At 72.9% G+C, this 20,924-nt stretch carries 23 protein-coding genes and 1 pseudogene; 18 read left to right on the forward strand and 6 right to left on the reverse strand.

Annotated features, from left to right (window positions below; genetic code table 11):
- Positions 1-21: 21 nt before the first annotated feature.
- From QFW77_RS17755 to QFW77_RS17765, 3 genes are all read right to left on the reverse strand, one after another.
- Positions 22-306, reverse strand: coding sequence for a DUF4031 domain-containing protein (locus QFW77_RS17755; RefSeq protein WP_280576459.1), 285 nt, complete (start codon positions 304-306; stop codon positions 22-24).
- A gap of 81 nt (positions 307-387) precedes the next feature.
- Positions 388-990 (reverse strand): DUF3016 domain-containing protein, encoded by a 603-nt coding sequence (locus QFW77_RS17760; RefSeq protein ID WP_280576170.1) that lies wholly within the window; start codon positions 988-990, stop codon positions 388-390.
- 156 nt (positions 991-1,146) lie between these two features.
- Positions 1,147-1,869 carry an arylesterase gene (locus tag QFW77_RS17765; protein ID WP_280576171.1) on the reverse strand — a complete coding sequence of 241 codons (723 nt, stop codon included), beginning with the start codon at positions 1,867-1,869 and terminating at the stop codon, positions 1,147-1,149.
- 131 nt (positions 1,870-2,000) lie between these two features.
- Between QFW77_RS17765 and QFW77_RS17770 the strand changes: the two genes are divergently transcribed.
- Complete coding sequence (locus QFW77_RS17770; RefSeq protein WP_280576172.1) at positions 2,001-2,708, forward strand: ABC transporter ATP-binding protein; 708 nt, start codon at positions 2,001-2,003, stop codon at positions 2,706-2,708.
- A complete protein-coding gene (locus QFW77_RS17775) occupies positions 2,705-5,203 on the forward strand; it encodes an ABC transporter permease (RefSeq protein ID WP_280576173.1) in 2,499 nt (832 codons plus the stop codon). The genes QFW77_RS17770 and QFW77_RS17775 overlap by 4 nt, the downstream gene beginning before the upstream one ends.
- 13 nt (positions 5,204-5,216) lie before the next feature.
- Here QFW77_RS17775 and QFW77_RS17780 read toward each other — a convergent pair whose 3' ends face one another.
- Positions 5,217-5,477, reverse strand: coding sequence for a hypothetical protein (locus QFW77_RS17780; protein WP_280576174.1), 261 nt, complete (start codon positions 5,475-5,477; stop codon positions 5,217-5,219).
- Positions 5,478-5,780: 303 nt separating this feature from the next.
- Between QFW77_RS17780 and QFW77_RS17785 the strand changes: the two genes are divergently transcribed.
- The 9 genes from QFW77_RS17785 (at position 5,781) to QFW77_RS17825 (ending at position 11,670) form a co-directional block, all read left to right on the forward strand.
- Positions 5,781-6,332, forward strand: coding sequence for an RNA polymerase sigma factor (locus tag QFW77_RS17785; RefSeq protein ID WP_280576175.1), 552 nt, complete (start codon positions 5,781-5,783; stop codon positions 6,330-6,332).
- A gap of 131 nt (positions 6,333-6,463) precedes the next feature.
- Positions 6,464-6,700 (forward strand): RebB family R body protein, encoded by a 237-nt coding sequence (locus QFW77_RS17790; RefSeq protein WP_280576176.1) that lies wholly within the window; start codon positions 6,464-6,466, stop codon positions 6,698-6,700.
- 242 nt (positions 6,701-6,942) lie between these two features.
- Positions 6,943-7,401: a hypothetical protein gene (locus QFW77_RS17795; RefSeq protein WP_280576177.1), complete on the forward strand. Its 459-nt coding sequence runs from the start codon at positions 6,943-6,945 to the stop codon at positions 7,399-7,401.
- An 84-nt stretch (positions 7,402-7,485) separates the two neighbouring features.
- Complete coding sequence (locus tag QFW77_RS17800) at positions 7,486-8,073, forward strand: hypothetical protein (RefSeq protein WP_280576178.1); 588 nt, start codon at positions 7,486-7,488, stop codon at positions 8,071-8,073.
- 114 nt (positions 8,074-8,187) lie between these two features.
- Positions 8,188-8,511, forward strand: a complete 324-nt coding sequence (locus tag QFW77_RS17805; protein ID WP_280576179.1) for a RebB family R body protein — start codon at positions 8,188-8,190, stop codon at positions 8,509-8,511.
- 82 nt (positions 8,512-8,593) lie between these two features.
- Positions 8,594-8,938, forward strand: a complete 345-nt coding sequence (locus QFW77_RS17810) for a RebB family R body protein (protein WP_280576180.1) — start codon at positions 8,594-8,596, stop codon at positions 8,936-8,938.
- 164 nt (positions 8,939-9,102) lie between these two features.
- A complete protein-coding gene (locus QFW77_RS17815; RefSeq protein WP_280576181.1) occupies positions 9,103-9,882 on the forward strand; it encodes a Crp/Fnr family transcriptional regulator in 780 nt (259 codons plus the stop codon).
- Positions 9,883-9,907: 25 nt separating this feature from the next.
- Positions 9,908-10,972: a class I SAM-dependent methyltransferase gene (locus tag QFW77_RS17820; protein ID WP_425603379.1), complete on the forward strand. Its 1,065-nt coding sequence runs from the start codon at positions 9,908-9,910 to the stop codon at positions 10,970-10,972.
- Positions 10,969-11,670 (forward strand): pseudouridine synthase, encoded by a 702-nt coding sequence (locus QFW77_RS17825; RefSeq protein ID WP_280576183.1) that lies wholly within the window; start codon positions 10,969-10,971, stop codon positions 11,668-11,670. Before QFW77_RS17820 ends, QFW77_RS17825 begins: the two co-directional genes overlap by 4 nt.
- On the opposite strand, the gene QFW77_RS17830 is transcribed toward QFW77_RS17825, so the two are convergent.
- On the reverse strand, positions 11,667-12,239 hold the full coding sequence (locus QFW77_RS17830) for a DUF1415 domain-containing protein (protein WP_280576185.1): 573 nt from the start codon (positions 12,237-12,239) through the stop codon (positions 11,667-11,669). The two genes, QFW77_RS17825 and QFW77_RS17830, sit on opposite strands and share 4 nt — an antisense overlap.
- A gap of 125 nt (positions 12,240-12,364) precedes the next feature.
- On the opposite strand from QFW77_RS17830, the gene QFW77_RS17835 reads away from it, so the two are divergent.
- Both QFW77_RS17835 and QFW77_RS17840 read left to right on the forward strand, forming a co-directional pair.
- Positions 12,365-13,252, forward strand: coding sequence for a DMT family transporter (locus QFW77_RS17835; RefSeq protein ID WP_280576186.1), 888 nt, complete (start codon positions 12,365-12,367; stop codon positions 13,250-13,252).
- Positions 13,253-13,301: 49 nt separating this feature from the next.
- A complete protein-coding gene (locus QFW77_RS17840) occupies positions 13,302-13,844 on the forward strand; it encodes a DUF1453 domain-containing protein (protein ID WP_280576187.1) in 543 nt (180 codons plus the stop codon).
- 48 nt (positions 13,845-13,892) lie between these two features.
- Here the strand turns inward: QFW77_RS17840 and QFW77_RS17845 are convergent.
- Positions 13,893-14,282: pseudogene (locus tag QFW77_RS17845) on the reverse strand (OmpW/AlkL family protein); the annotation flags it as partial.
- 134 nt (positions 14,283-14,416) lie between these two features.
- Between QFW77_RS17845 and QFW77_RS17850 the strand changes: the two are divergent.
- The 5 genes from QFW77_RS17850 (at position 14,417) to QFW77_RS17870 (ending at position 20,705) form a co-directional block, all read left to right on the forward strand.
- Positions 14,417-15,175 (forward strand): DUF2884 family protein, encoded by a 759-nt coding sequence (locus QFW77_RS17850; protein ID WP_331487973.1) that lies wholly within the window; start codon positions 14,417-14,419, stop codon positions 15,173-15,175.
- Between the two features lie 136 nt (positions 15,176-15,311).
- On the forward strand, positions 15,312-16,763 hold the full coding sequence (locus tag QFW77_RS17855; protein WP_280576189.1) for a dihydrolipoyllysine-residue acetyltransferase: 1,452 nt from the start codon (positions 15,312-15,314) through the stop codon (positions 16,761-16,763).
- 112 nt (positions 16,764-16,875) lie between these two features.
- Complete coding sequence (locus QFW77_RS17860) at positions 16,876-17,979, forward strand: mechanosensitive ion channel family protein (RefSeq protein ID WP_280576191.1); 1,104 nt, start codon at positions 16,876-16,878, stop codon at positions 17,977-17,979.
- 99 nt (positions 17,980-18,078) lie between these two features.
- Positions 18,079-19,899, forward strand: coding sequence for a dihydrolipoyl dehydrogenase (lpdA, locus tag QFW77_RS17865; RefSeq protein WP_280576193.1), 1,821 nt, complete (start codon positions 18,079-18,081; stop codon positions 19,897-19,899).
- A complete protein-coding gene (locus tag QFW77_RS17870) occupies positions 19,896-20,705 on the forward strand; it encodes a hypothetical protein (RefSeq protein ID WP_280576194.1) in 810 nt (269 codons plus the stop codon). The genes lpdA and QFW77_RS17870 overlap by 4 nt, the downstream gene beginning before the upstream one ends.
- Positions 20,706-20,924: the final 219 nt, after the last annotated feature.

A 20,924-nucleotide genomic window follows, 5' to 3' on the forward strand; every position in this document is an offset into this window, starting at 1 on the left:
GGCAACGGCGCGCGGCCGTCCCTAGGGCGCTTCGCCGCGCCCCTGCGCGCGGGCGTTGCGGATCACCGCGCGCACCAGCTCGCGGTCGCGGTGCCGGGAGATCGCCACCGCGCCGAGCCGCAACGCCTGTTCGCGCAGTTCCGCGGTCACGTCGTAGTGGGCGCCGCTGGTGCGGTTCTGGAACGCCCGCCGCGGGATGCCCAGGCGCGCGGCGAACGGATGCAGTTCGGCGAGGGTGTCGGCCATCAGGTGCGCCCAGCGCCGCCCCCGCCACAGGGTGACGGCATCGTCGACATACACGGTCACGGCGCGTGCGGCCGCGCCGGCGTCCAACGGTTCATGCGGCGCGGATCGGCCGAGCCGTGCGCGAGCGCGGTGCGACGATCCCTAGGCCGGCGCGTTGCCACGATCGCCGGAGTGCGCCGTCCCGGCGCCGGCGCGCGACCCGGGCCCCTCGAATTCGCGGCGCACCCAGCGGTCCAGCAGGCTTTTCTCGTAACGCAGCGCATCCGAGTCGCGGAGGGTGGATGCGCCGGACAGGTAGCCCGGATCGCTCAGTTCCCGGGTCCCCTCGGCGAGTACCGCGCCACTGGCGTCGAGGCGGCGGAACTCGAGCGAGATCTTCGGCCAGTAGATGTCGCGCATCATCCGCACGTGGTCCATGCGCGGGCCGTGCCAAGGCTCGTAGCTGCCGGCGCGGCGGATGTCGGTGATGGTGATCTCGAGCCGCTCGCCCGGCGGCAACCGCGCCGCGGCGCTCTCGCGCAGGTGCTCGGCGAGCTGTTGCACCCAGTCTCCGCGCACCGCTTCCCAGCGATTGCGGCTGTGGCGGATCTCGGTGAACTGGGCCGGGTCGGTCCAGGCCACGGCGACGCGGCCTTCGTCGGCCAGCGCGCGCGGCGCCTCCGGGTCGGTCACGCTGCGGACGCGGGCCTCGGCCGCGGTGGCGAAGAGCAGGCCGATCAGCAGTGCCGGAAGGATGAGTCTCATGGCAGGTCTCCCGCGGACGTGTGATCGAGTCTGCGCCGACGCCCGAACGCATGCAACGCGGCGCCGGCCGGTCCGCCGGTCGCGGTCGTCGTCGGTTCAGCTTGCCGCTGCACGCCGGCCCGTGGCGCCCCGGCGCCCCGGGCCGCAACGCCGAACTCAGCGGGCCGTGCCGGCCGGTGCGTCCGCATCGGCCCGGAGCAACGGCTCCAGCGCCGCGCGCACGTGGTCGCGCAGCCGCCCCTGGGCTTCCGCCGTCGGATGCAGGTTGTCGTCCTGGAACGCCTGGCGGTCGCGCGCGATCGGCTCGAGCAGGAACGGCAGCAGCGGGATCCCGAAGAACTCCGCCAGCTCCCGGTACAGCGCCTCGAACCGGCGGGTGTAGTCGCCGCCCAGATTCGGCGGCATGCGCATGCCGACCAGCAGCACCTCCGCGCCGACGTGCTGCGAAGCGCCGATCATGCGCGCCAGGTTGCGGCGCATCTCGCGGATCGGCAGGCCGCGCAGGCCGTCGTTGGCGCCCAGCGCGATCACCACCACGTCCGGCCGGTGGCGCGTGAGCTCGCCGACGATCCGCGAGGAGCCGCCGGCGCTGGTCTCGCCGCTGATGCTGGCGTTGACCACCCGCCAGCCCGGGCGCATTCCGGCCAGGTCCTCGCCGAGCAGCGCCACCCAGCCCTCGGACGCGGCCATGCCGTAGCCGGCCGACAGCGAATCCCCCATCACCAGCAGGGTGCGCGGCGCTTCGCCGGCGGTGCGCGCCGGCGCCGGTTCCGCAGCCTGGGCCACCGAAAACAACGCGGCCGCCAGCAGCAGTCCCCAGCCGATGGCACATTGCAACTGGCGGCGGAAGGCCGCATACCCGTGGTTTCGCAACGCCATTCCCCGCTCCGATGATCGTGGCCGCCAGCATAGGCGCCGCCGCGGCCGGGGCGCCAGTCGAGCCGGAAGCGCTTAAAAATCGTTTAATCGCCGCCGCCGATGATCGCCGATTCCCCCGCACGAGGACCAACATGGCCGACTCCTCCCCCGCCACCCCCGCGCAGACCCGCCACGCGCTCGAGGTTGCCGGCCTGGGCAAGCGCGTGCCGCTGCCGTCCGGCGAGCTGACCATCCTCGACGGGGTCGGGTTCCGCATCGCCCACGGCGACAGCGTCGCCATCATCGGCGCCTCCGGCTCGGGCAAGAGCACGCTGCTGTCGCTGCTGGCCGGGCTCGACACCCCCAGCAGCGGCGAGGTGCGGCTCGACGGCGTGCCGCTGTCGACCCTGGACGAGGACGGCCGCGCCCGGGTCCGGGCGCGCAAGGTCGGCTTCGTGTTCCAGAGCTTCCAGCTGCTGCCTTCGCTCACCGCGCTGGAGAACGCCATGCTGCCGCTGGAACTGCGCGGCGATGCCGACGCCCGCGGGCCGGCAGAGGAGACCCTGCGCAAGGTCGGCCTGGGCGAGCGCCTGGGCCACTACCCGCGGCAATTGTCCGGCGGCGAGCAGCAGCGGGTGGCGCTGGCGCGCGCCTTCGTGACCGGCCCGTCGCTGCTGTTCGCCGACGAGCCCACCGGCAACCTGGACACCCGCACCGGGCAGGCGATCATCGAGCTGCTGTTCGCGATGAACGCCGAGGCCGGGACCACCCTGGTGCTGGTGACCCACGACGAGCACCTGGCCTCGCGCTGCGGCCGGGTGCTGCGGCTGGACGGCGGCCGCCTGGTGTCCGGCGCATGAGGGTCGCGGCGCTGGCCTGGACCCAGCTGCGCCGGGACCTGGCCGCCGGCGAGGTGCGGATCATGCTGGCGGCGCTGGTGCTGGCGGTACTGGCGGTGACCGCGGTGGGCCTGGTCACCGACCGCGCCGCGCGCGCGCTCGCGGTCGAGGCCAACCGCCTGCTCGGCGGCGACGCGGTGCTGCGCGCCGACGCGCCGATCGACGAGGCCGTGCGCGCGGCCGCCGACGCCGCCGGCCTGCGCCGCACCGAGACCGTCGAGCTCGACAGCATGATCCGCGCCGGCGACGAGCCGCGCCTGGGCGACCTGCGCGCGCTGGCCGAAGGTTTCCCGCTGCGCGGCGCGTTCCGCATCGTCGACGCGCGCGGCGGCGCCGAACGCGACGCCGGCGGCGTGCCCGCGCCGGGCACGGTGTGGATGAGCCGGGCCGGCGCCGATACCCTGGGCGCGCGCCTCGGCGACGAGATCGGCATCGGTGAACTGCGCCTGCGCCTGGTCGCGCTGGTGGTCCAGGAGCCGGACGCGTCGATCGACTACTTCAACGTCGCGCCCAAGGTCTTCCTCAACCTCGCCGACCTGCCCGCCACCGGCCTGGTGCAGGAAGGCAGCCGGATCCGCTACCGGCTGGTGGTGGCCGGGGACATCGGCGCGGTCGAGGGCTTCGCCGCCGAAGTTCGCGCCGGGCTGCAGCGCGGGCAGCGGCTGGAGACGATCCAGGACGCGCGCCCGGAGGTTCGCTCGGCGCTCGACCGCGCCGGCCGGTTCCTGGGCCTTGCCGCGCTGGTCTCGGTGGTGCTGGCGGCGGTCGCGGTGGCGATGGCGGCGCGGCGCCACAGCGAACGGCACCTGTCCGGCGCCGCGGTGATGCGCTGCCTCGGCGCCACCCAGCGCACCCTGGTCGGGATCCACGTCGGCGAGCTGCTGCTGCTCGGGCTGATCGCCGGGACGGTGGGGGTGGTGCTGGCATTCGTGCTGCAGTGGGCGGTGGCGGGCTGGATCGCCGACGCATTGAAGGTCTCGCTGCCGCCGGCCGGGTGGCTGCCGGTGCTGCAGGGCTATGGCGTCGGCATGGTGGTGCTGCTGGCGTTCGGCGCGCCGCCGGTGCTGGCGCTGCGGCGGGTGCCGGCGCTGCGGGTGCTGCGGCGCGACCTGGACCCGGTGGAGCCAGGCGCGCTGCTGGTCGCGCTGGCCGGGTTCGCCGGCCTCGGCGCGCTGCTGTGGTGGAAGGCGGGTTCGGCGGAACTGGCCACCGCGATGCTGGTCGGCATCGTCGCCACCCTGGCGGTGCTGGCACTGCTGGCCTGGGCGCTGGTGGCGCTGCTGCGGCGGCTGCGCGGGCGGCTGCGCGGCAGCCTGCGCTACGGGCTGGCCAACGTCAGCCGCCGCGCCGGCACCAGCATCGCGCAGATCTCGGCGCTGGGGCTGGGGCTGATGGCGCTGCTGCTGCTCACCTTCGTGCGCACCGACCTGCTCGACCGCTGGCAGATGGCGCTGGCCGAGAACGCACCGAACCGCTTCATCATCAACGTGCAGCCCGACCAGCTGGACGGCGTGCGCGCGTTCATGGAAGAGCAGCGGGTCGACCCGCCGGTGCTGTTCCCGATGGTGCGCGCGCGCCTGCTCGCGCACAACGGCCAGGCGGTGGCGGGCGAGCGCTACGCCGACGCGGATCCGCGTACCCGGCGCCGCGCCGAGCGCGAGTTCAACCTGTCCACCGCCGAGACCCTGCGCGACGACAACAAGGTGACCGCAGGCACCTTCTGGGAAGGCGTGCCGGCGAGCCCGGAATTCTCGGTGGAGGAGGGCTTCGCCGAGTCGCTGGGCTGGCGCATCGGCGACCGGGTCGCTTTCGATATCGCCGGCCAGCGCCTGGAGGCGCCGATCACCAGCCTGCGCAGCGTGGAATGGGAGAGCTTCCGGCCGAACTTCTTCGTGCTCGCTTCGCCCGGGGCGCTGGACGGCTATCCGGCCAGCTACATCACCGCGGTCAGCGTGCCGCCTGAGCGCAACCGCTTCACCGCCGAGCTGGTCGAGCGCTACCCGAATCTGTCGGTGATCGACGTCGATGCGGTGTTGGCGCAGGTGCGCAGCACCGCGGACCAGGTCTCGGTGGTGGTGCAGGCGGTGTTCTGGTTCTCGCTGGGGGCCGGGGTGCTGGTGCTGCTGGCAGCGGTGAGCGCCAGCCAGGACGAACGCCTGCTCGAGGGTGGGGTGATGCGCGTGCTCGGCGGCAGCCGCCGCCAGTTGCGGCTGGCCCAGGCCTCCGAGTTCGCCGCGATCGGCCTGCTGGCCGGGCTGGTGGCGGCGATCGCCGCTTCGGTGCTCTCGGGGGTCGTCGCCAGCCAGGTCTTCGACCTGCCCTGGAATCCGAACTGGCGCCTGGCCGCAGCCGGCGGCGGACTCGGGGTGTTGATGACCCTGCTGGCGGGGCTGGTGGCGACGCGGCGCGTGCTGGACGCGCCGCCTTCGGTAACCCTGCGCGAACTGCAGGGCTGAGCCCGCGCCGCGGTCAGGATTCGACGTCCTGCGGCTCGGCCTCGAACCTGCGGGCGTACGCGCGCTCCTCGGCGACCTGCCTGATCTGCTCGGCAGGCAGTTCCGGGGCGCCGTAGACCGCATACGCGACGGCGCCGTCCTGGCGCCCGATCTGGTGCAGGCGGTAGCGCGGCCGGCCACCGCCGCCATCCGCCGGATAGTGCAGTGGCGGTACCTCGCCTTCCAGGTCCAGCTCGCTGTTGTCGACCACGCCGCCGACGAAGAGTGCGCGCATGCAGGGCTCCTTGGTTGGGGGATGCGGCGACAGTCGCAGGCGCGACGTTTGCATGCGATGAAGCAATGGTTGGCATTGCATGCGCCGGCGAGGCGCCGTTCATGACCCGCTCCCGCGCGTCCGTCGCGCGGCGACAGGCAGCGGCCCGCATCGAATCCGTGACTGCCTTCCGCCACGGAGCGTGACTCGTTGCCTATCGGAACCAGCCCGCCGATCGCGGGACTGGTCCCTGTCCCGCAGGTAACAGGCCGCGGGCGCCCCGGCTGCCGAGACTCGCCCGAAGGACCAGGGGGGGGAGCAGGCATGGAATACCGAACACCGGAGTGCGGCGATTTCCAGATCGCCGATGAAATGTTCGTCGCGGCGTGGCGCGCGGAACTGCCCGAACTGCGGCGCCGCGCGCTGCGGCTGGCGGCGGGGCAGCGCGACCGCGCCGAGGACCTGATCGCCGACACCGCGATCAAGGCGCTGCTGTTCATGCGCCGCTCGCCGGATGCGATGACCGATCCGCGCGGTTTCCTGTACGTGGTGCTGCGCCACGTATTCCTCGATGCGGTCCGGCGCGGCAAGCGCGAAGCCGAAACCATCGACCGCGGCGCCGCCGAGGGCGCCGTCGAGAACGCCGCCGGCCAGGGGCTGGCCGCGCCGCAGTGGCTGGAGCTGCACGACCAGCTGCACAGGGTGGTGGCCGCGGTGGCGGAACTGAGCCGCGACCAGCGCCGGCTGTTCGCCTACCGCTTCGTCGAGGACCTGCCCTACCCGGTGATCGCCGCCAGGCTGCGGATCACCCAGCCGCTGGCGCGCAAGCGCGTGCAGCTGCTGAGGCAGCGGCTGAAGGCCGCCTCGGACGAGTAGCGGGCGCGGGGTTCACGCTTCGCGCCGCGCTGCGTTCAAGCAAGGGTAGCCCGCGAACCCGGCCGGTGCCGGCCGCGGGCCGCCTCCCATCCGCTCCCGGCGGCCAGCGCCGCCCAGCACAGGACAGGTCCATGGCCGACAGCACGCCAGTGAACTCGCAGATCACCGACGCGGTGACCCAGACCAACGTCAAGGTCGTGGCCGAAGCGCCGGCGCAGGCGATCGCCTCGCTCTACCAGGTTTCCAGCCATTCCACCGGCCTGGCGCTGCAGAACGCCGTGCACAGCCAGCAGGCGCTCAACCAGATCTCCAGCGCGGTGATCTCCAAGGCCGTCGCGCTGATCATGGCGATCGGAGAGAAGCCGTGATCGGCGCCGGCCGCGATCGCCGCGCCCGCTCCGCACGCCGGCCGCTGCCGGCGCCTCGGCGGGAGGGCTGAGCCGTGGCGCCGTGGTTCGGCAGGAAGCGGGCGGCGAAGCCCGCGGCGGGCACGGCCGATGCGGCGGCAGCGGCCCCGCCCCCGCCGCCCCCTCCACCGGCGCCTTCGCCGTCACCGGCACCTGCACCCGCACCCGCACCGATTCCCACCCAGCCGACCACGCTGGCGACGATGAACCGCCACCTGCTGGCGCAGGCCGCCGCGCCCGCGCCCGCGGCCGATGCGCTCAACCAGAAGATCGTGCAGGCGGTGCGGGCCAGCAATGCCGAGACCACGGCCTACGCGCCGTCGCAGGTGGCGATCGGGCCGGACATGATGATCGCCCAGGCCTCCGGGCTGGTCGCACAGTCCGCGGCCGCCTATTTCGATGGCGTCAGCAAGCTGGCCCTGGCCAGCCAGGGCGTGCTGCTCAAGCAGATGACCCAGAACCTCGTAGCGGAGAAGCTGCCGCAGGCGGCCGAGGACGCGCTCGGCGTGCTCGCGACCGACGTGATGATGGCCGCCGCCGCCGCCGTGGCCGCCGCCGCCGGGGCGATGGAGGCCGAATCGGCCAGCTTCGCGATCGACCGGATCGACCAGAGCATCGACAAGTACGCCAGCCTGCTGGCCGCCCGCAAGGGCGGCGGATGACAGCGCTCGTGCGCCAGCTTCCCGCATCGAGCATCGACGGCAGCCGGTCCGTCGACCCATGAACCGACTGTCCTGGAGACGACCATGACCGCATCCGACGACCCGCTTTCCGCCCAGTTGCACACGCTGGCCGAGCGCTGGCTGGAGCGTCCGCTGAGCGCCGCGGAGACGCAGGAGCTGGCGCGCTTCCGGCAGTCGCTCGAGCGCGGCGGGAGTGCCGGCCCGCCTGCAGGCCAGGCCGCGGCGCAGGCGATCCGGGACGCCCGTGCGCAGGCGCAGGCGGCGATGCGGGACGTCCTGGACGGTGCGCGCCGGCTCGCGCAGCGCATGGCCAGCGAGCGCGAGCAGGAAGACCGCGCCATCCTGCGGATGGTCGAGAGCGCCGGGAGCCTGGCCGAGCTGCGTCCCTCCGCATTGCCGCCCGACGGGCAGGATTCCCCGGCGGGCCGGATCCTGATCGCGCAGATCGCCGACCGCCTGGCCAATCTGGTCAGGGCCGAGGTGCAGGAGTGCTTCGAGCGCCAACTGGCGCCGCTGGCCAGCCGGGTCGAGGCGCTGTTGCGCGAAGTGCGCGCCGCTGCGGCCCCGCCCACGCCTGCCGCACCCCCCGCACGCGCCACGCCCGACGCACCCAGCGCACCGCCGCCGCCCGGCCCCGGCGCACCGGGCTAGCGATCCCCGGGCGGGTCCACGGACGGATCCGCTTTCCCTTGTTCACGGATCGAAGCGAGCAACGTTATTCGGATCGTACGGCCCACGCCGTGCCGCCAACACCAGGAGACACACATGGCTTTTCCAACCGCAGTCAACGATCAGGTGACCGACGCGGTCACCCAGTCCAACGTCAAGGTCATCGGCGAGTCGCCGGCGTTCGCGATGGGCTCGATCTACCAGAGCATGGCGCACTCGACCGGCATCCTGTTCGAGAACGCGGTCGCCGCGCAGCAGCAGCAGAACACGCTGGCGCTGGCCGCCGCCAACCAGGGCGTGATGCAGATCTACAGCCTCGACACCACCTCGGCGGCCGGCGCCACCGAGAAGGTCGCGCAGACCGGGGTGGCCGACAACCTGACCAGCCTGCTGACCGTCCTCGACTCGTTCCGGCGCTGAGGCCGGCAGTCGTATCCGTGACGCCGCCGGCGCCATCAGGGCCCGTGCACGCGTCTGATTCCGCACCCAGGAGATCCATCCCATGGCATACCCCACTTCCGTCAACAACCAGATCACCGACGCGGTCACCCAGTCCAACGTCAAGGTGATCGCCGAGGCGCCGGCGTTCGGCATGGCCTCGATGTTCCAGAGCCTGGCGCACTCCACCGGCATCCTCTACGAGAACGCGGTGGCGGCGCAGCAGCAGCAGAACACGCTGGCCCAGGCCGGTACCAACCAGGGGGTGATGCAGGTCTACAGCCTCGACACCACCGCCGCGGCCGGCGCCAGCGAAAAGGTCGCGCAGACCGGCGTGTCCGACAACCTGAGCAGCCTGCTCACCGTGCTCAACGCCTTCCGCCCGCCGTCGACCCCGTCGGGCCTGTAAGCCACGCAAGGCGACGATGGCGTCCCCCGCGAGGCGCGGGGGACGCCGGACCGACAGGGGGGCGGGATGAGCGAGCGCATGCAGGGACGACGGTCGGGGGATTGCCGCGCGCGCGCGGCGAGGACGCCGCCGCAGAGGCGCGATCGGCGCGACAGGGAGCGCTGATGGGTGCACAGGCGAAACCGGGCCGCGACATCCGCCCGATCCTGGAGAACTGCGCGCTGCTGCGCGGATCGCCGGCCGAGCTGCTCGACCACCTGCTCGGCCATGCGCACGAGTGCCGGTTGGGCGCAGGCGAGATCCTGTTCTTCAAGAACGACCCCGGCGAGTTCCTGGCATTGGTGCTGGGCGGCCAGATCTTCCGGGTGCTATACGGGCCCGATGGTCAGGAGCTGATCGTCGGCGCGGTCGAGGCCGGCGGGACCGTCGATGCCGCGGTGCTGGTCGACCGGCAGCGTCACAGCTTCACCGCGATCGCCCGCGGACCGACGCGGGTGCTGAGGCTGCAGCGTCGCCATTTCCCGCTGCTGCTGGCCGACCCGGTGGTGGCTGCGCGCGCGCATGCGGCGCTGTGCCTCGACCTGCGCCAGGCGATCGACGGCCTGGAGACGATGTGCCTGCACCGGCTGGAGTCGCGGCTGGCGCGGCACCTGCTCACCTGCCTGCAGGCCCAGGGAGGGGGATGCGGGAGCGCCGGCGAGATCGCCCTGCCGCCGACCCAGGGCATCCTCGCCGCGATGGTCAACGTCAGCCGCCCGAAGCTCAATGCGCAGCTGCAGCGCTGGCACCGCAGCGGGCTGATCAGCAGGCGCCGCAACATGTTGCGCATCAACGACCTCGAGCTGCTGCGCTGCAAGGCCCGGCTCGCTCCGGATCCGCTGCCCGCGGCCAACGACGCCGAGCGCAGTCCGATGGGCGCCGGCGCGGCCGCCCGCCACGCGTAGAATCGGCATTCGTCCGCAAGATGGTGTGCCGCCCGTGCCGAGCGCCGCAGGCGATCCCGCACTCGAAACCCTGCTGCTGCCCTTCGCCGAGGGCCGGCTCGGCTGGCCCGAAGCCGCGGATGGAGTGCCGCCGGTGCTGTTCCTGCGCGCCCGTCCTGGCGCCGCGTTGGCGCGCCATGGCCGCCAGGGGGTGCTGTGCGAGCAGACCTTCCGTCCGCTGTTCGACGCACTGCAGCGCGACGGCTACCGGGTGACCGAAGGCGGCGAATCGCGCCACCGGCTGGTGCTGCTGCTGCCGCCGCGGCAGCGCGACGAAGCGCGCGCGCTGTACGCCCGCGCGCTGGATCGGGCGGCCGACGACGGAGTGATCGTCGCCAGCCTCGCCAACGACGAAGGAGCGAAATCCGGGCAGGCGGATCTGGCACGCATCGCCGGCCCCGTGCAGGTGCTGTCGAAGCACCACTGCCGGGTCTTCTGGGCGCGGGCCGGCCAGGACGGCGACGCCGCGCTCGCCGCGCAGTGGCGCGGCCTCGACGCGCCGCGGGCGGTCGCCGGCGGGCGTTTCCTCAGCCGCCCCGGCGTGTTCGCCTGGGACCGGGTCGATGCCGCCTCGGCGCTGCTGGCCGCGCACCTGCCGCCGAGCCTTGCCGGGCATGGCGCCGACCTGGGCGCGGGCTACGGCTATCTCGCGGCCGAGCTGCTGCAGCGCTGCCCGGCCGTCACCGCGCTGGACCTCTACGAGGCCGAACGGCGTGCGCTGGACCTGGCACGGGGCAACCTGGCGGCGCACGCCGCGCGGGTGACGCTGGGCTGGCACTGGCACGACGTCGCCACCGGGCTGCCGCGGCGCTACGACTTCATCGTCACCAACCCGCCGTTCCATGGCCATGGCCGGGCCCCGCTGCCGGAGCTGGGCCGCCGCTTCATCGAGGTCGCCGCGCAGGCGCTGCGGCCCGGCGGCGCGCTGTGGTTGGTCGCCAACCGCCAGTTGCCCTACGAGCAGGCGCTGGGCGCCGGCTTCGGCGAGGTACGCATGGTCGCCCAGCAGGCCGGCTTCAAGGTCGTCGAGGCGCGGAAGGCGCGGAAGTGAAGCTGGTCCGCCTGCTCGCGAACCTCGGCTACGGCAGCCGCCGGCAGGTCGCAGCGCTGTGCCGCGCGGGCCGGGTCACCGACGCCGCGGGCGAACCGCTGTATGCCGACGACGTGGTGGCGCATGCCGAGGTCCGGCTCGACGGCGCGCCGCTCGATCCTGCGCACGGGGTGCTGCTGATGCTGCACAAGCCGGCCGGCTACACCTGTTCGACCCGCGATCCCGGGCGGGTGGTCCTGGACCTGCTGCCGCCGCGCTTCCGGCTGCGCTCGCCGCAACTGTCGACCGTGGGGCGTCTGGACCGCGACACCAGCGGCCTGTTGCTGCTGACCGACGACGGCGCGCTGCTGCACCGGATCATCGCGCCGAAATCCAGCCTGCCCAAGGTGTACGAGGCGGCGCTGGCCGAGCCGCTGCGCGGCGACGAGGCGGCACTGTTCGCCAGCGGTACCCTGCTGCTGGACTCGGAGCGCACCCCGCTGAAGCCGGCGCGGCTCGAGCCGCTCGATGCCCGGCGCGCGCGGCTGACCCTGACCGAGGGCCGCTACCACCAGGTCCGGCGGATGTTCGCCGCCACCGGCAACCGGGTCGAGCGGCTGCACCGCAGCCGGGTGGGCGGCCTGGCGCTCGACGGGCTGGCCGAGGGCGAATGGCGCATGCTCGGCGCCGCGGAGCGCGCGCGCCTGTTCGCGCCCTAGTCGCGGGCGGCGCCCGGCTCCTCGGCCAGCAGCGCGCGCCAGCCGGCATGGCCGAGCCGGCGCAGGGTGCGCAGGTTGCGCTCGACGATCACTCCCGGGTCCGGATACGCGGCCACCGCCCGGGCCACGCTGTCCTCGCGCAGCAGGTGCAGCATCGGATGCGGCGAGCGGTTGCTGAAGTTCCCGGGATCGTCCTCGTCGCTGCCGGCGAAGCGATACCGCGGATGGAAGCTGGCCACCTGCAGCACGCCATCGAGCTCCATCGTCTCGACCAGCGCGTCGGCGGCATCGAGGAAGTCGTTGTACTCGAGGAAGTCGCCCAGTACCCGCGGGTGGATCAGCAGGGTGGTGTCCACGACGTCGGCATCGGCGTCGCGCAGCAGCGCCAGCTCCGTGGCCAGCGCCTGCAGCAGCATGTCCGGGGTGCCTGCCTCGCTGAGCGCGAAGCGCACCTGGTCGCGGACCACCACCGCCTTGGCGAACGGGCACAGGTTCAGGCCGATCACCGCGCGCTGCAGCCAGCGGCGGGTCTCGGCGATCGGGTCGCTGGCGACGGCTTCGCGGTTCATGGCCCTATTCTGCCCGGAGCGCCCGGAGCATGCGCACCGCGCGCGGCGCGCTGCCGGGACCCGGCCGGAGATGGCTGCCGCCCGCGGCAGGCCATACCCTATGCGCCCCCACCGCAGGCGCTCCCGTGGCCGCTTCGATCGACGACCCCTCGCGCCGCGGCGCCGCCTGGATGCTGCTCGCGGTGGCGCTTTTCGCGCTGATGGATGCCGGCATGAAGTGGCTGGCGGCCGACTACCCGCCGCTGCAGGTGGCCACGCTGCGCGGCGCCGCGGCGCTGCCGCTGGTGTTCGCCTGGGTGCTGCTGGGCGGGCGCGCGGCCACCCTGCTGCGGGTGCACTGGCGCCTGCACCTGGTGCGCGGGGCGCTCGGCATCGCGATGATGGCCGGCTTCGTCTACGGTCTGGCGCGGATGCCGATGTCGACCGCCTACGCGATCGTGTTCGTGGCGCCGCTGCTGGTCACCGCGATGGCGGTCCCGATCCTGGGCGAGCGGGTCGGGCCGCGCCGCTGGACCGCGATCGCCCTGGGCATGGCCGGGGTCCTGGTGGTGCTGCGGCCGACCGGCGAGGGCGTGATGACCCTGGCCGGGCTGGCGTTGCTCGGGGCGGCGGCCTGCTATGCGGCCGCGGCGATCACCGTGCGGATCCTGGCGCAGCGCGACAGCACCGAGGCGATGGTGTTCTGGTTCCTGCTGCTGCTGGCGCTCGGCGCCGGCGCCCTGGCCTGGCCGGACTGGCGGCCGATGCGCGCGCACGACGTGTGGGCGGTGGCCGGGGTGGGCGTCAGCGGGGCGTTGGCGCAGGTGGCGCTGACCCACGCCTTCCGGCTGGCGGAGGCGTCGCGGATCGCGCCGCTCGAGTACACCGGCCTGGTCTGGGTGGTGCTGCTCGACCTGGGCGTCTGGGGCGTGCTGCCCGACACGCCCACCTGGATCGGCGCGGCGATCATCATCGCCAGCGGGCTGTACCTGCTGCGCCGCGAGCGCGTGCTCGCGATCGGGGCGCAGCCCTGAGCGTGCCGGCGATGCATCCGCTTCACCCCGTTCCGCCCAGGCTGCCACCATGCCGCTGTTGCTGATTCCGGTGCTCGTGCTGTTCGGCCTCGTCGCGGTGCTGTTGCTGTGGCCGCTGGGGCTCTGGCTGCAATTGCGCGCCGGCGGCGCCAGGCGTCGCGCGCCGGCCTGGGCGGTGCGCCTCAACGCGCTTCTGCTGCCGGTCTCGGCGGCGCTGTTCCTGGCCGGAGCGGCCATGTCGGGGGTGTGGATCGAGGCCGCGTTGGCGCACGCGGCGGCGGGCCTGCTCGCCGGTGTACTGCTGGCCCGGGCCGGGCTATCGATCACCCGCTTCGAATATCTGCCGACCGGGCTGCACTACACCCCCAATCGCTGGCTGGCGCGGGCGCTCGTGATCCTGGTCGCGACCCGCATCGGGCTGGGGCTGTGGCAGCTCGCGCGGCGCCTGCAGGGCATTCCCGCCGACACCGGCGGCGAGTCCGCGTGGCAATGGCTCACGGCGCCGGCAGGGGTGTTCGCCGCGGGCGGGCTGCTGCTGGGCTACCACGCCGCCTACGCCTGGGGGCTGCGCCGGCGGGTGCGGCTCGCCTGACGGGCGGACCCGGCCGGGTCCGCCCGCCGCTTCACGGGTCTTGCGCCGTCAGAACCGGGCGCCGACGCCCACGCCTACGGTCCAGCGATCGAGCTCGATGTCGCGCTCGACGGTCTCGCCGGCCAGCTCGGCGTCGGTGCGGGCGCGCATGTAGCGCGCGTCGGCACGGGCGAACCAGGTCGGGTTGATGTTGAAGTCCAGGCCCACGGTGCCGATCGCGCCCTTCGGGGTGGTCAGGCCGACGTGGTCGCCGCCCGGATTGAGATCCTCGTTGCCGATGTCGGACCGGTAGTAGCCCAGCCCCACGAACGGCCGGAAGGCGGTGTCGGGGTGGCCGAAGTGGTACTGGCCGCTCACGGCCACCGGCTGCTGCTCGATGGTGCCGATCTTGCCCTGGTCGCCGCGCACGCGGGGATTGAACTTGTCCGCCGCGCCCCACCCGCGTTTCACCGGCGCTGCAGCGAGTTCGCCGCCACCTGACGAAAGTCATGCCATCCACCGGCACACGCTTCGCGGGGCGCGCTCGCGCAGACTCCGCGCATCGGCAACGCGTTTCGGGAGAGCACATGCGCATGAAGCGACGGATCGGGGCCGCGGTACTGCTGCTGGCGTGCGGCGGCGCTGCCGCGAACGAGGTCGACGTCTCCTGCAACGTCGACAGCGACTACGACTTCTCGCTCTCCGAGCGCAGCGTCATCCTCACCCGGGATTCGGGCGCGCCGCGCCGCCTGGTGATGCGCCGGGGCCGCCTGTTCGTGGACGACGCCTGGGTGCCGCTCGACAGCGCCGATCGCCGGCGCCTGGTCGACTACGAGCGCGAGGCCCGGGCGGTGGTGCCGCTGGCCCGCGACATCGGCCGCGAGGCGACCGAGATCGCATTCATCGCGCTGGGCGAGGTGGCCGCCGGGTTCAGCAGCGACCCCGACGCCACCCGCGGCAGGCTGGAAACCGCGCGCGCCAAGCTGGACCGACGGCTGGCAGGCTCGATGTCGGCCAACCGTTTCAGCAACGACGAGCTCGGCGAGGCCATCGGCCTGGCGGTGCGCGAGGTGCTGCCGACGGTGATGGGCGACATCGTGAGCGGCGCGGTGCGCGCCGCGTTCGGTGGCGACGTGGCGCGCCTTGAACGCATGGAGAACCTCGACGCCGAACTCGAGGCGCTGATCGAGCCGCGCGCCGAGGCGCTGGGGCGCAAGGCCGAACGCCTGTGCGCCCGCATGGAGGCGCTGGACCGGATCGACGATGCCCTCGAGTACCGGCTGCCCGACGGACGCCCGCTCGACCTGTTGCAGGTCGAGCGCACATCGAGGCGTCGCGCAGACGGCGCCTGACCCCCGGCGACGGCTGCGTGCCGCCGCTCCTCCTCCGCCCCCGCATCCCCCGGGGGCTTTTTTTTGGCTGCGGTTGGCGGCCGGCGCCGCTGCGGCCACAATACGGCTCTTCCCCCCTCGCAGCGCGGAGTGCCGCATGGCCGACCTGAAGGAAGCACGCGTCCCCGACATCGGTGGCTACGACGACGTGCCGGTGATCGAAGTCCTGGTGGCGGTCGGCGACCGCGTCGAGGCCGACCAGGGCCTGGTCACGCTGGAGTCGGACAAGGCGACGATGGAAGTGCCGGCGCCGTTCGCGGGCGTGGTCAAGGAACTGAAGGTCGCGGTCGGCGACAAGGTTTCCGAAGGCAGCGTGGTGGCGATGGTCGAGGCCGCGGACGCGGGTGCCGGCGAGGAGACGGCCCCGAAGCCGGACGCCGGGTCCGGGGACGCCAGGCCGTCCGGGGACGACGGGGCCGCCGACAGCGAGAAAGCGAAGGGTGCGGCGCGGCCGGCGCCGGCGCAGCCCGAGGCCGCGGCGCCGGCCGATGACAGCGACGACACCTCCGCCGAGCCGGCTTCCCCCGGTCGCCGCCCGGACAACATCGCCGAGGCCGCCATGCAGCACCGCGCGGCCGGCGGCGGCGAGCCGCCGGTGCGCTTCGACGCCGACGCGGTGATGCCGGACAAGGTGCCCTACGCCAGTCCGGCGGTCCGGCTGTTCGCCCGCGAGCTGGGGGTCGATCTGGGACGGGTCGCCGGCAGCGCGCGTGGTGGCCGCATCACCCGCGAGGATGTACAGCAGTTCGTCAAGGGGGCGCTGCAGGGCGGCGGTACGACCGCGGCCGGCGCCAGTGGTGCCGGCGGCGGACTTTCGCTGCTGCCGTGGCCGAAGGTGGATTTCTCCAAGTTCGGCGAGGTGGAGGAGAAGCCGCTGTCGCGGATCCAGAAGATCTCCGGCGCCAACCTCGCGCGCAACTGGGCGATGATCCCGCACGTCACCCAGCACGACGATGCCGACATCACCGAGCTGGAGGCGCTGCGCGTCGCCCTGAACAAGGAGAACGAGAAGGCCGGCATAAAGCTGACCATGCTCGCCTTCCTGATGAAGGCCAGCGTGGCCGCGCTGCAGAAGTACCCGCAGTTCAACGCCTCGCTCGACGCCGCGGGCGAGACCCTCACCCTGAAGAAGTATTTCCACGTCGGCTTCGCCGCAGACACCCCGAACGGTCTGGTGGTGCCGGTGGTGCGCGACGTCGACCGCAAGGGCGTGATCGAGATCGCCCAGGAGACCTCGGCGCTGGCGAAGAAGGCCCGCGACGGCAAGCTGGGCCCGGCCGAGATGCAGGGCGGCTGTTTCTCGATCAGCTCGCTGGGCGGGATCGGCGGCACCAGCTTCACGCCGATCGTCAACGCGCCGGAGGTCGCCATCCTCGGCGTCTCGAAGTCGGCGACCAGGCCGGTCTGGGACGGCCAGGCGTTCCAGCCACGCCTGCTGCTGCCGCTGTCGCTGTCCTACGACCACCGGGTGATCGACGGCGCCGCCGCGGCGCGTTTCACCGCATACCTGGCGCAATTGCTCGGCGACATGCGCCGGGTGCTGCTGTAGGCGGCATGAGCCTCGCGCCCACGAGCGGCACGATGCGGCCGCCGGCGCGCGCGACGGCCGCCGCGGCGGCCGGAGGGTCGGCCGGTCGTGCCGGCGAGCGCGGCGGGCCGGAATGAGCGCGGCGGCGTCCCCGGTCGTGGAGGCCAGCGCGCGGTCCATCGTCGGCCTGCGCGCGCTGCTCGATTACCCGCTGCTGCGGGTATCGGAGGTGACGGTCACCCCGGGCACCGTGTCGGCGGCACTGCTGGCGCTGCTGCTGGCATGGCTGGTCTCGGTGCTGCTGAGGCGGGGGATCCGGCGCTACGGCAACCGCCATCCGAACGCCAACCAGGCCTCGCTGTACACCGTGTCGCGACTGGTCCACTACCTGGTGCTGGCGCTCGGCGTGCTGCTGGCCCTGGAGACGACCGGGATTCCGGTCGGCAAGTTCGCGGTGTTCGCCGGCGCGCTCGGGGTCGGCCTGGGCTTCGGGCTGCAGGCGATCTTCAGCAACTTCGTGGCCGGCCTGATCCTGCTGTTCGACCGTTCGCTCAAGGTCGGCGACTTCGTCGAGCTCGATGCCGAACTGCGCGGCACGGTCCGGGCCATCAACATCCGCGCCACGCTGATCACCACCAACGACAACATCGACGTGATCGTTCCCAACTCCGAGTTCGTCAGCGGCCGGGTGGTCAACTGGACCCATGGCTCGGTGAACCGGCGGATCCGGGTGCGCTTCGGCGTCGCCTACGGGGTCGACAAGGAGCTGGTCAAGAAGGCCGCCCTGGAGGCCGCCGCGCAGGTGCCCTTCACGCTGGCGACCGAAGGCGACAAGCGGCCGCAGGTGTGGCTGGTGAACTTCGGCGACAGCGCGGTCGAGTTCATTCTCGCGGTGTGGCTCAACGAGGCCGCGGCGCGGCGCAACGCGGCGATCGAGGCCGCATACCTGTGGGAACTGGATTCCGCGCTCAAGCGCCACGGAATCGCGATCCCGTTTCCGCAGCGCGACCTGCACCTGCGCAGCCTGTTCGGCATGGAGGGCGCGGCCGCGGCCGCGGCGCTGCGCGGCGAGCGCGTCGACGCGGCCGCCGCCGGCGAGGCCCCGGCCAGCGCGCTGCATCCGCGCGAGCGCGCGGAGCTTTCCCGCAACGACGCCCGCGACGAGGCGGGGCGCCCGCCCGGCGACCCCGACGGGCCCGTCGCGGCGGAAGACGACGGCCGTGACCCTGACCGCTGATCCGCGAAAGGGGCGCTCGCACCCGCCCCCGCCGGCCGACCGCAGGCACGCGCCGCGCCGCCCGGCATCCCTCATGACGCACAACTGGAGACCCTGACCATGGCCAATTCGATCGAAGTGAAGGTGCCGGACATCGGCGATTTTTCCGAGGTGCCGGTGATCGAGGTGCTGGTCTCGGTGGGCGACCGGGTCGAGGCCGATCAGGGCCTGATCACCCTGGAGTCGGACAAGGCGACGATGGAAGTCCCTTCGCCCGCCGCCGGCGTGGTGAAGTCGCTCAAGGTGGCGGTCGGAGACAGTGTGTCCGAGGGCGTCGTGGTCGCCGTGCTGGAGGCCGGGGAAGGGCAGGCGACGGAACCGCGCGAAAGCGAGGACTCAGGCAGTGAGGATCGCGCCGCTGCCGCGCCGCAGGACGGCCCGTCGAAGCCCCCGGTGGCGAAGTCCCACCGCGCCCCGGCCGAGCCGCCGGAGACCAAGCCCGCGCCGCGCAGCGGCCGGCAGGCGGACGTGGAATGCGCGCTGCTCGTGCTCGGTGCCGGCCCCGGCGGGTACACCGCGGCGTTCCGCGCGGCCGATCTCGGACTCGATACGGTGCTGGTGGAGCGCTACGAGGCGCTGGGCGGGGTCTGCCTCAACGTCGGCTGCATCCCGTCGAAGGCGCTGCTGCATGCCGCGGCGGTGATCGACGAGGCCGCGCACGCCGCCGACTACGGGATCGCGTTCGGCAAGCCGAAGATCGACCTGGACGCGTTGCGCGCGCACAAGCAGAAGGTGGTCGGCCAGTTCAACAAGGGTCTGGCGGGCATGGCCAAACAGCGCAAGGTGCGGGTGCTGGCCGGCAGCGGCGCCTTCGTCTCGCCCAACGAGATCGAAGTCGACGACGGCAAGGGCGGCAAGCAGCTGGTGAGCTTCGAGCAGTGCATCATCGCCGCCGGCAGCCAGGCGCTGAAGCTGCCCGGCTTCCCCTGGGACGACCCGCGGGTGATGGACTCCACGGACGCGCTGGAGCTTGGCGCCACGCCCAAGAAACTGCTGGTGGTGGGCGGCGGCATCATCGGTCTGGAGATGGCCACCGTGTACCGCGCGCTCGGCAGCGAGATCACCGTGGTGGAACTGGCCGACCAGCTGATGCCGGGCGCCGACCGGGACCTGGTCAAGCCGCTGGCCGACCGGCTGAAGAAGCAAGGCGTGGCGATCCACCTGGAGACCAAGGTGGTCGAGGCCAAGGCGCAGAAGAACGGCATCGCCTGCAGCTTCGAGGGCGACAGCATCCCGGACACCAAGCTGTTCGACCGGGTGCTGGTGGCGGTCGGGCGCGTGCCCAACGGCGGGAAGATCGACGCCGACAAGGCGGGGGTGCGGGTGGGCGAGCGCGGCTTCATCGACGCCGACCGGCAGATGCGCACCAACGTGCCGCACATCTTCGCGATCGGCGACATCGTCGGCCAGCCGATGCTGGCGCACAAGGCGACCCACGAGGGCAAGCTGGCGGCGGAAGTCGCCGCCGGCGAAAAGAAGGACTGGGTGGCGCGGGTGATCCCGTCGGTGGCGTACACCGACCCGGAGATCGCCTGGGTCGGCGTCACCGAGACCGAGGCGAAGGCCAAGGGGATCAAGGTCGGCGTCGGCAAGTTCCCGTGGGCGGCCTCGGCGCGCGCGGTCGGCATCGGCCGCGGCGAGGGCTTCACCAAGCTGCTGTTCGACGAGACCACTCACCGCGTCGTCGGCGGCGCCATCGTCGGCCCGCACGCGGGCGAGCTGATCGCCGAGGTCGCCCTGGCCATCGAGATGGGCGCCGAGGCGGCCGACATCGGCCACACCATCCATCCGCATCCGACGCTGAGCGAGTCGGTGGCGATGGCGGCCGAGGTCTACGAGGGCACCATCACCGATCTCTACCTTCCGAAGCGGAAGCCGTGAAGACGACGGCATCCTGTGCCGCGATCCTCGCGGCACTGCTGGCGGGCACGGCCGCGGCCCACGTCGCGCAGCCCAACACGATCAGCATGGCCAGCGTCGATCGTTGCCCAGGTGGTCCGGAATGGCTGGAGTCGCTGCGTGCCGAGCGCCGTGCCGCAGGACCGCGCCCGGTAGCGACGAACCCTGCGCTGCGCGACCGGCTGATTGCCCTGGACAGGGACCGATCCGCCGCGGACTACTCGCAAGCGGCTGCAGAGGCGGCTGCTGCGGCCGACGCTGCCGCAGCGGCGGCCCTGGCAGCGATACGTGCAGGCGATTCGGGTTCCGCGCCTTCCGTGCCGGAAAGCACGTCGCCGCCAGCTACGCCCCGGGAAGCCTCGCGCCTTTCCCGCTTGCAGGCGCTTGTCGACCTGCAGAAGCCGCCGAGGGTTGCCGAGATCGGCCCGAGCGGAATGAACGCGGTCTTTTCGGTCCTCGAAAGAATCGCTTCCCAGCCGCAGGCCCGGCTGCGCCTGGGCGAAGCGCTCCTGCGGAGCGGCGACCCGGGCCTGGACCGGGCGTCGAGGCGCCGCGCGGCCGAACTGGTCGATCGTGCATTGCACGACCTCGGCGAGCCGCAGCGGTATGGCACGCTCTTCGACATCCAGGCACAGGGCCGGGCGATCCTTCGACAGCCTGTCGAGGCCGAGGCGGGGCTGGAGGCGCGGCGAGCGGGACTGGGCCTCGTCCCGTTGGCGCTCGAAACCTGCGTCCGCAGCGACAGCGAGAGCGATATGCCCTGGTCGCTTTTCTTCGGGTTCCTTTGAAGGAACCCTCGGCTGGGATCCACCCTAGCCTTCGGCGGGTGAACCAGACGATCCCGCAACTGTGACGCACCGTCGCCTTTTGGCGGAAGCGCGTCGCGCTTCCGGCGCCGACCTAGGGCGGCTCCCATCTGTGCCCCGCTGCCGGCCTCTGCTCTAGTCGACGGGCCGGTTCGGCGCAGGGGGGGTCGGCAACGCGCCAGTGCGCGCAGAGGGGAAGGA

Source organism: Luteimonas endophytica, from assembly GCF_029887875.1.
GTDB lineage: Bacteria > Pseudomonadota > Gammaproteobacteria > Xanthomonadales > Xanthomonadaceae > Luteimonas > Luteimonas endophytica.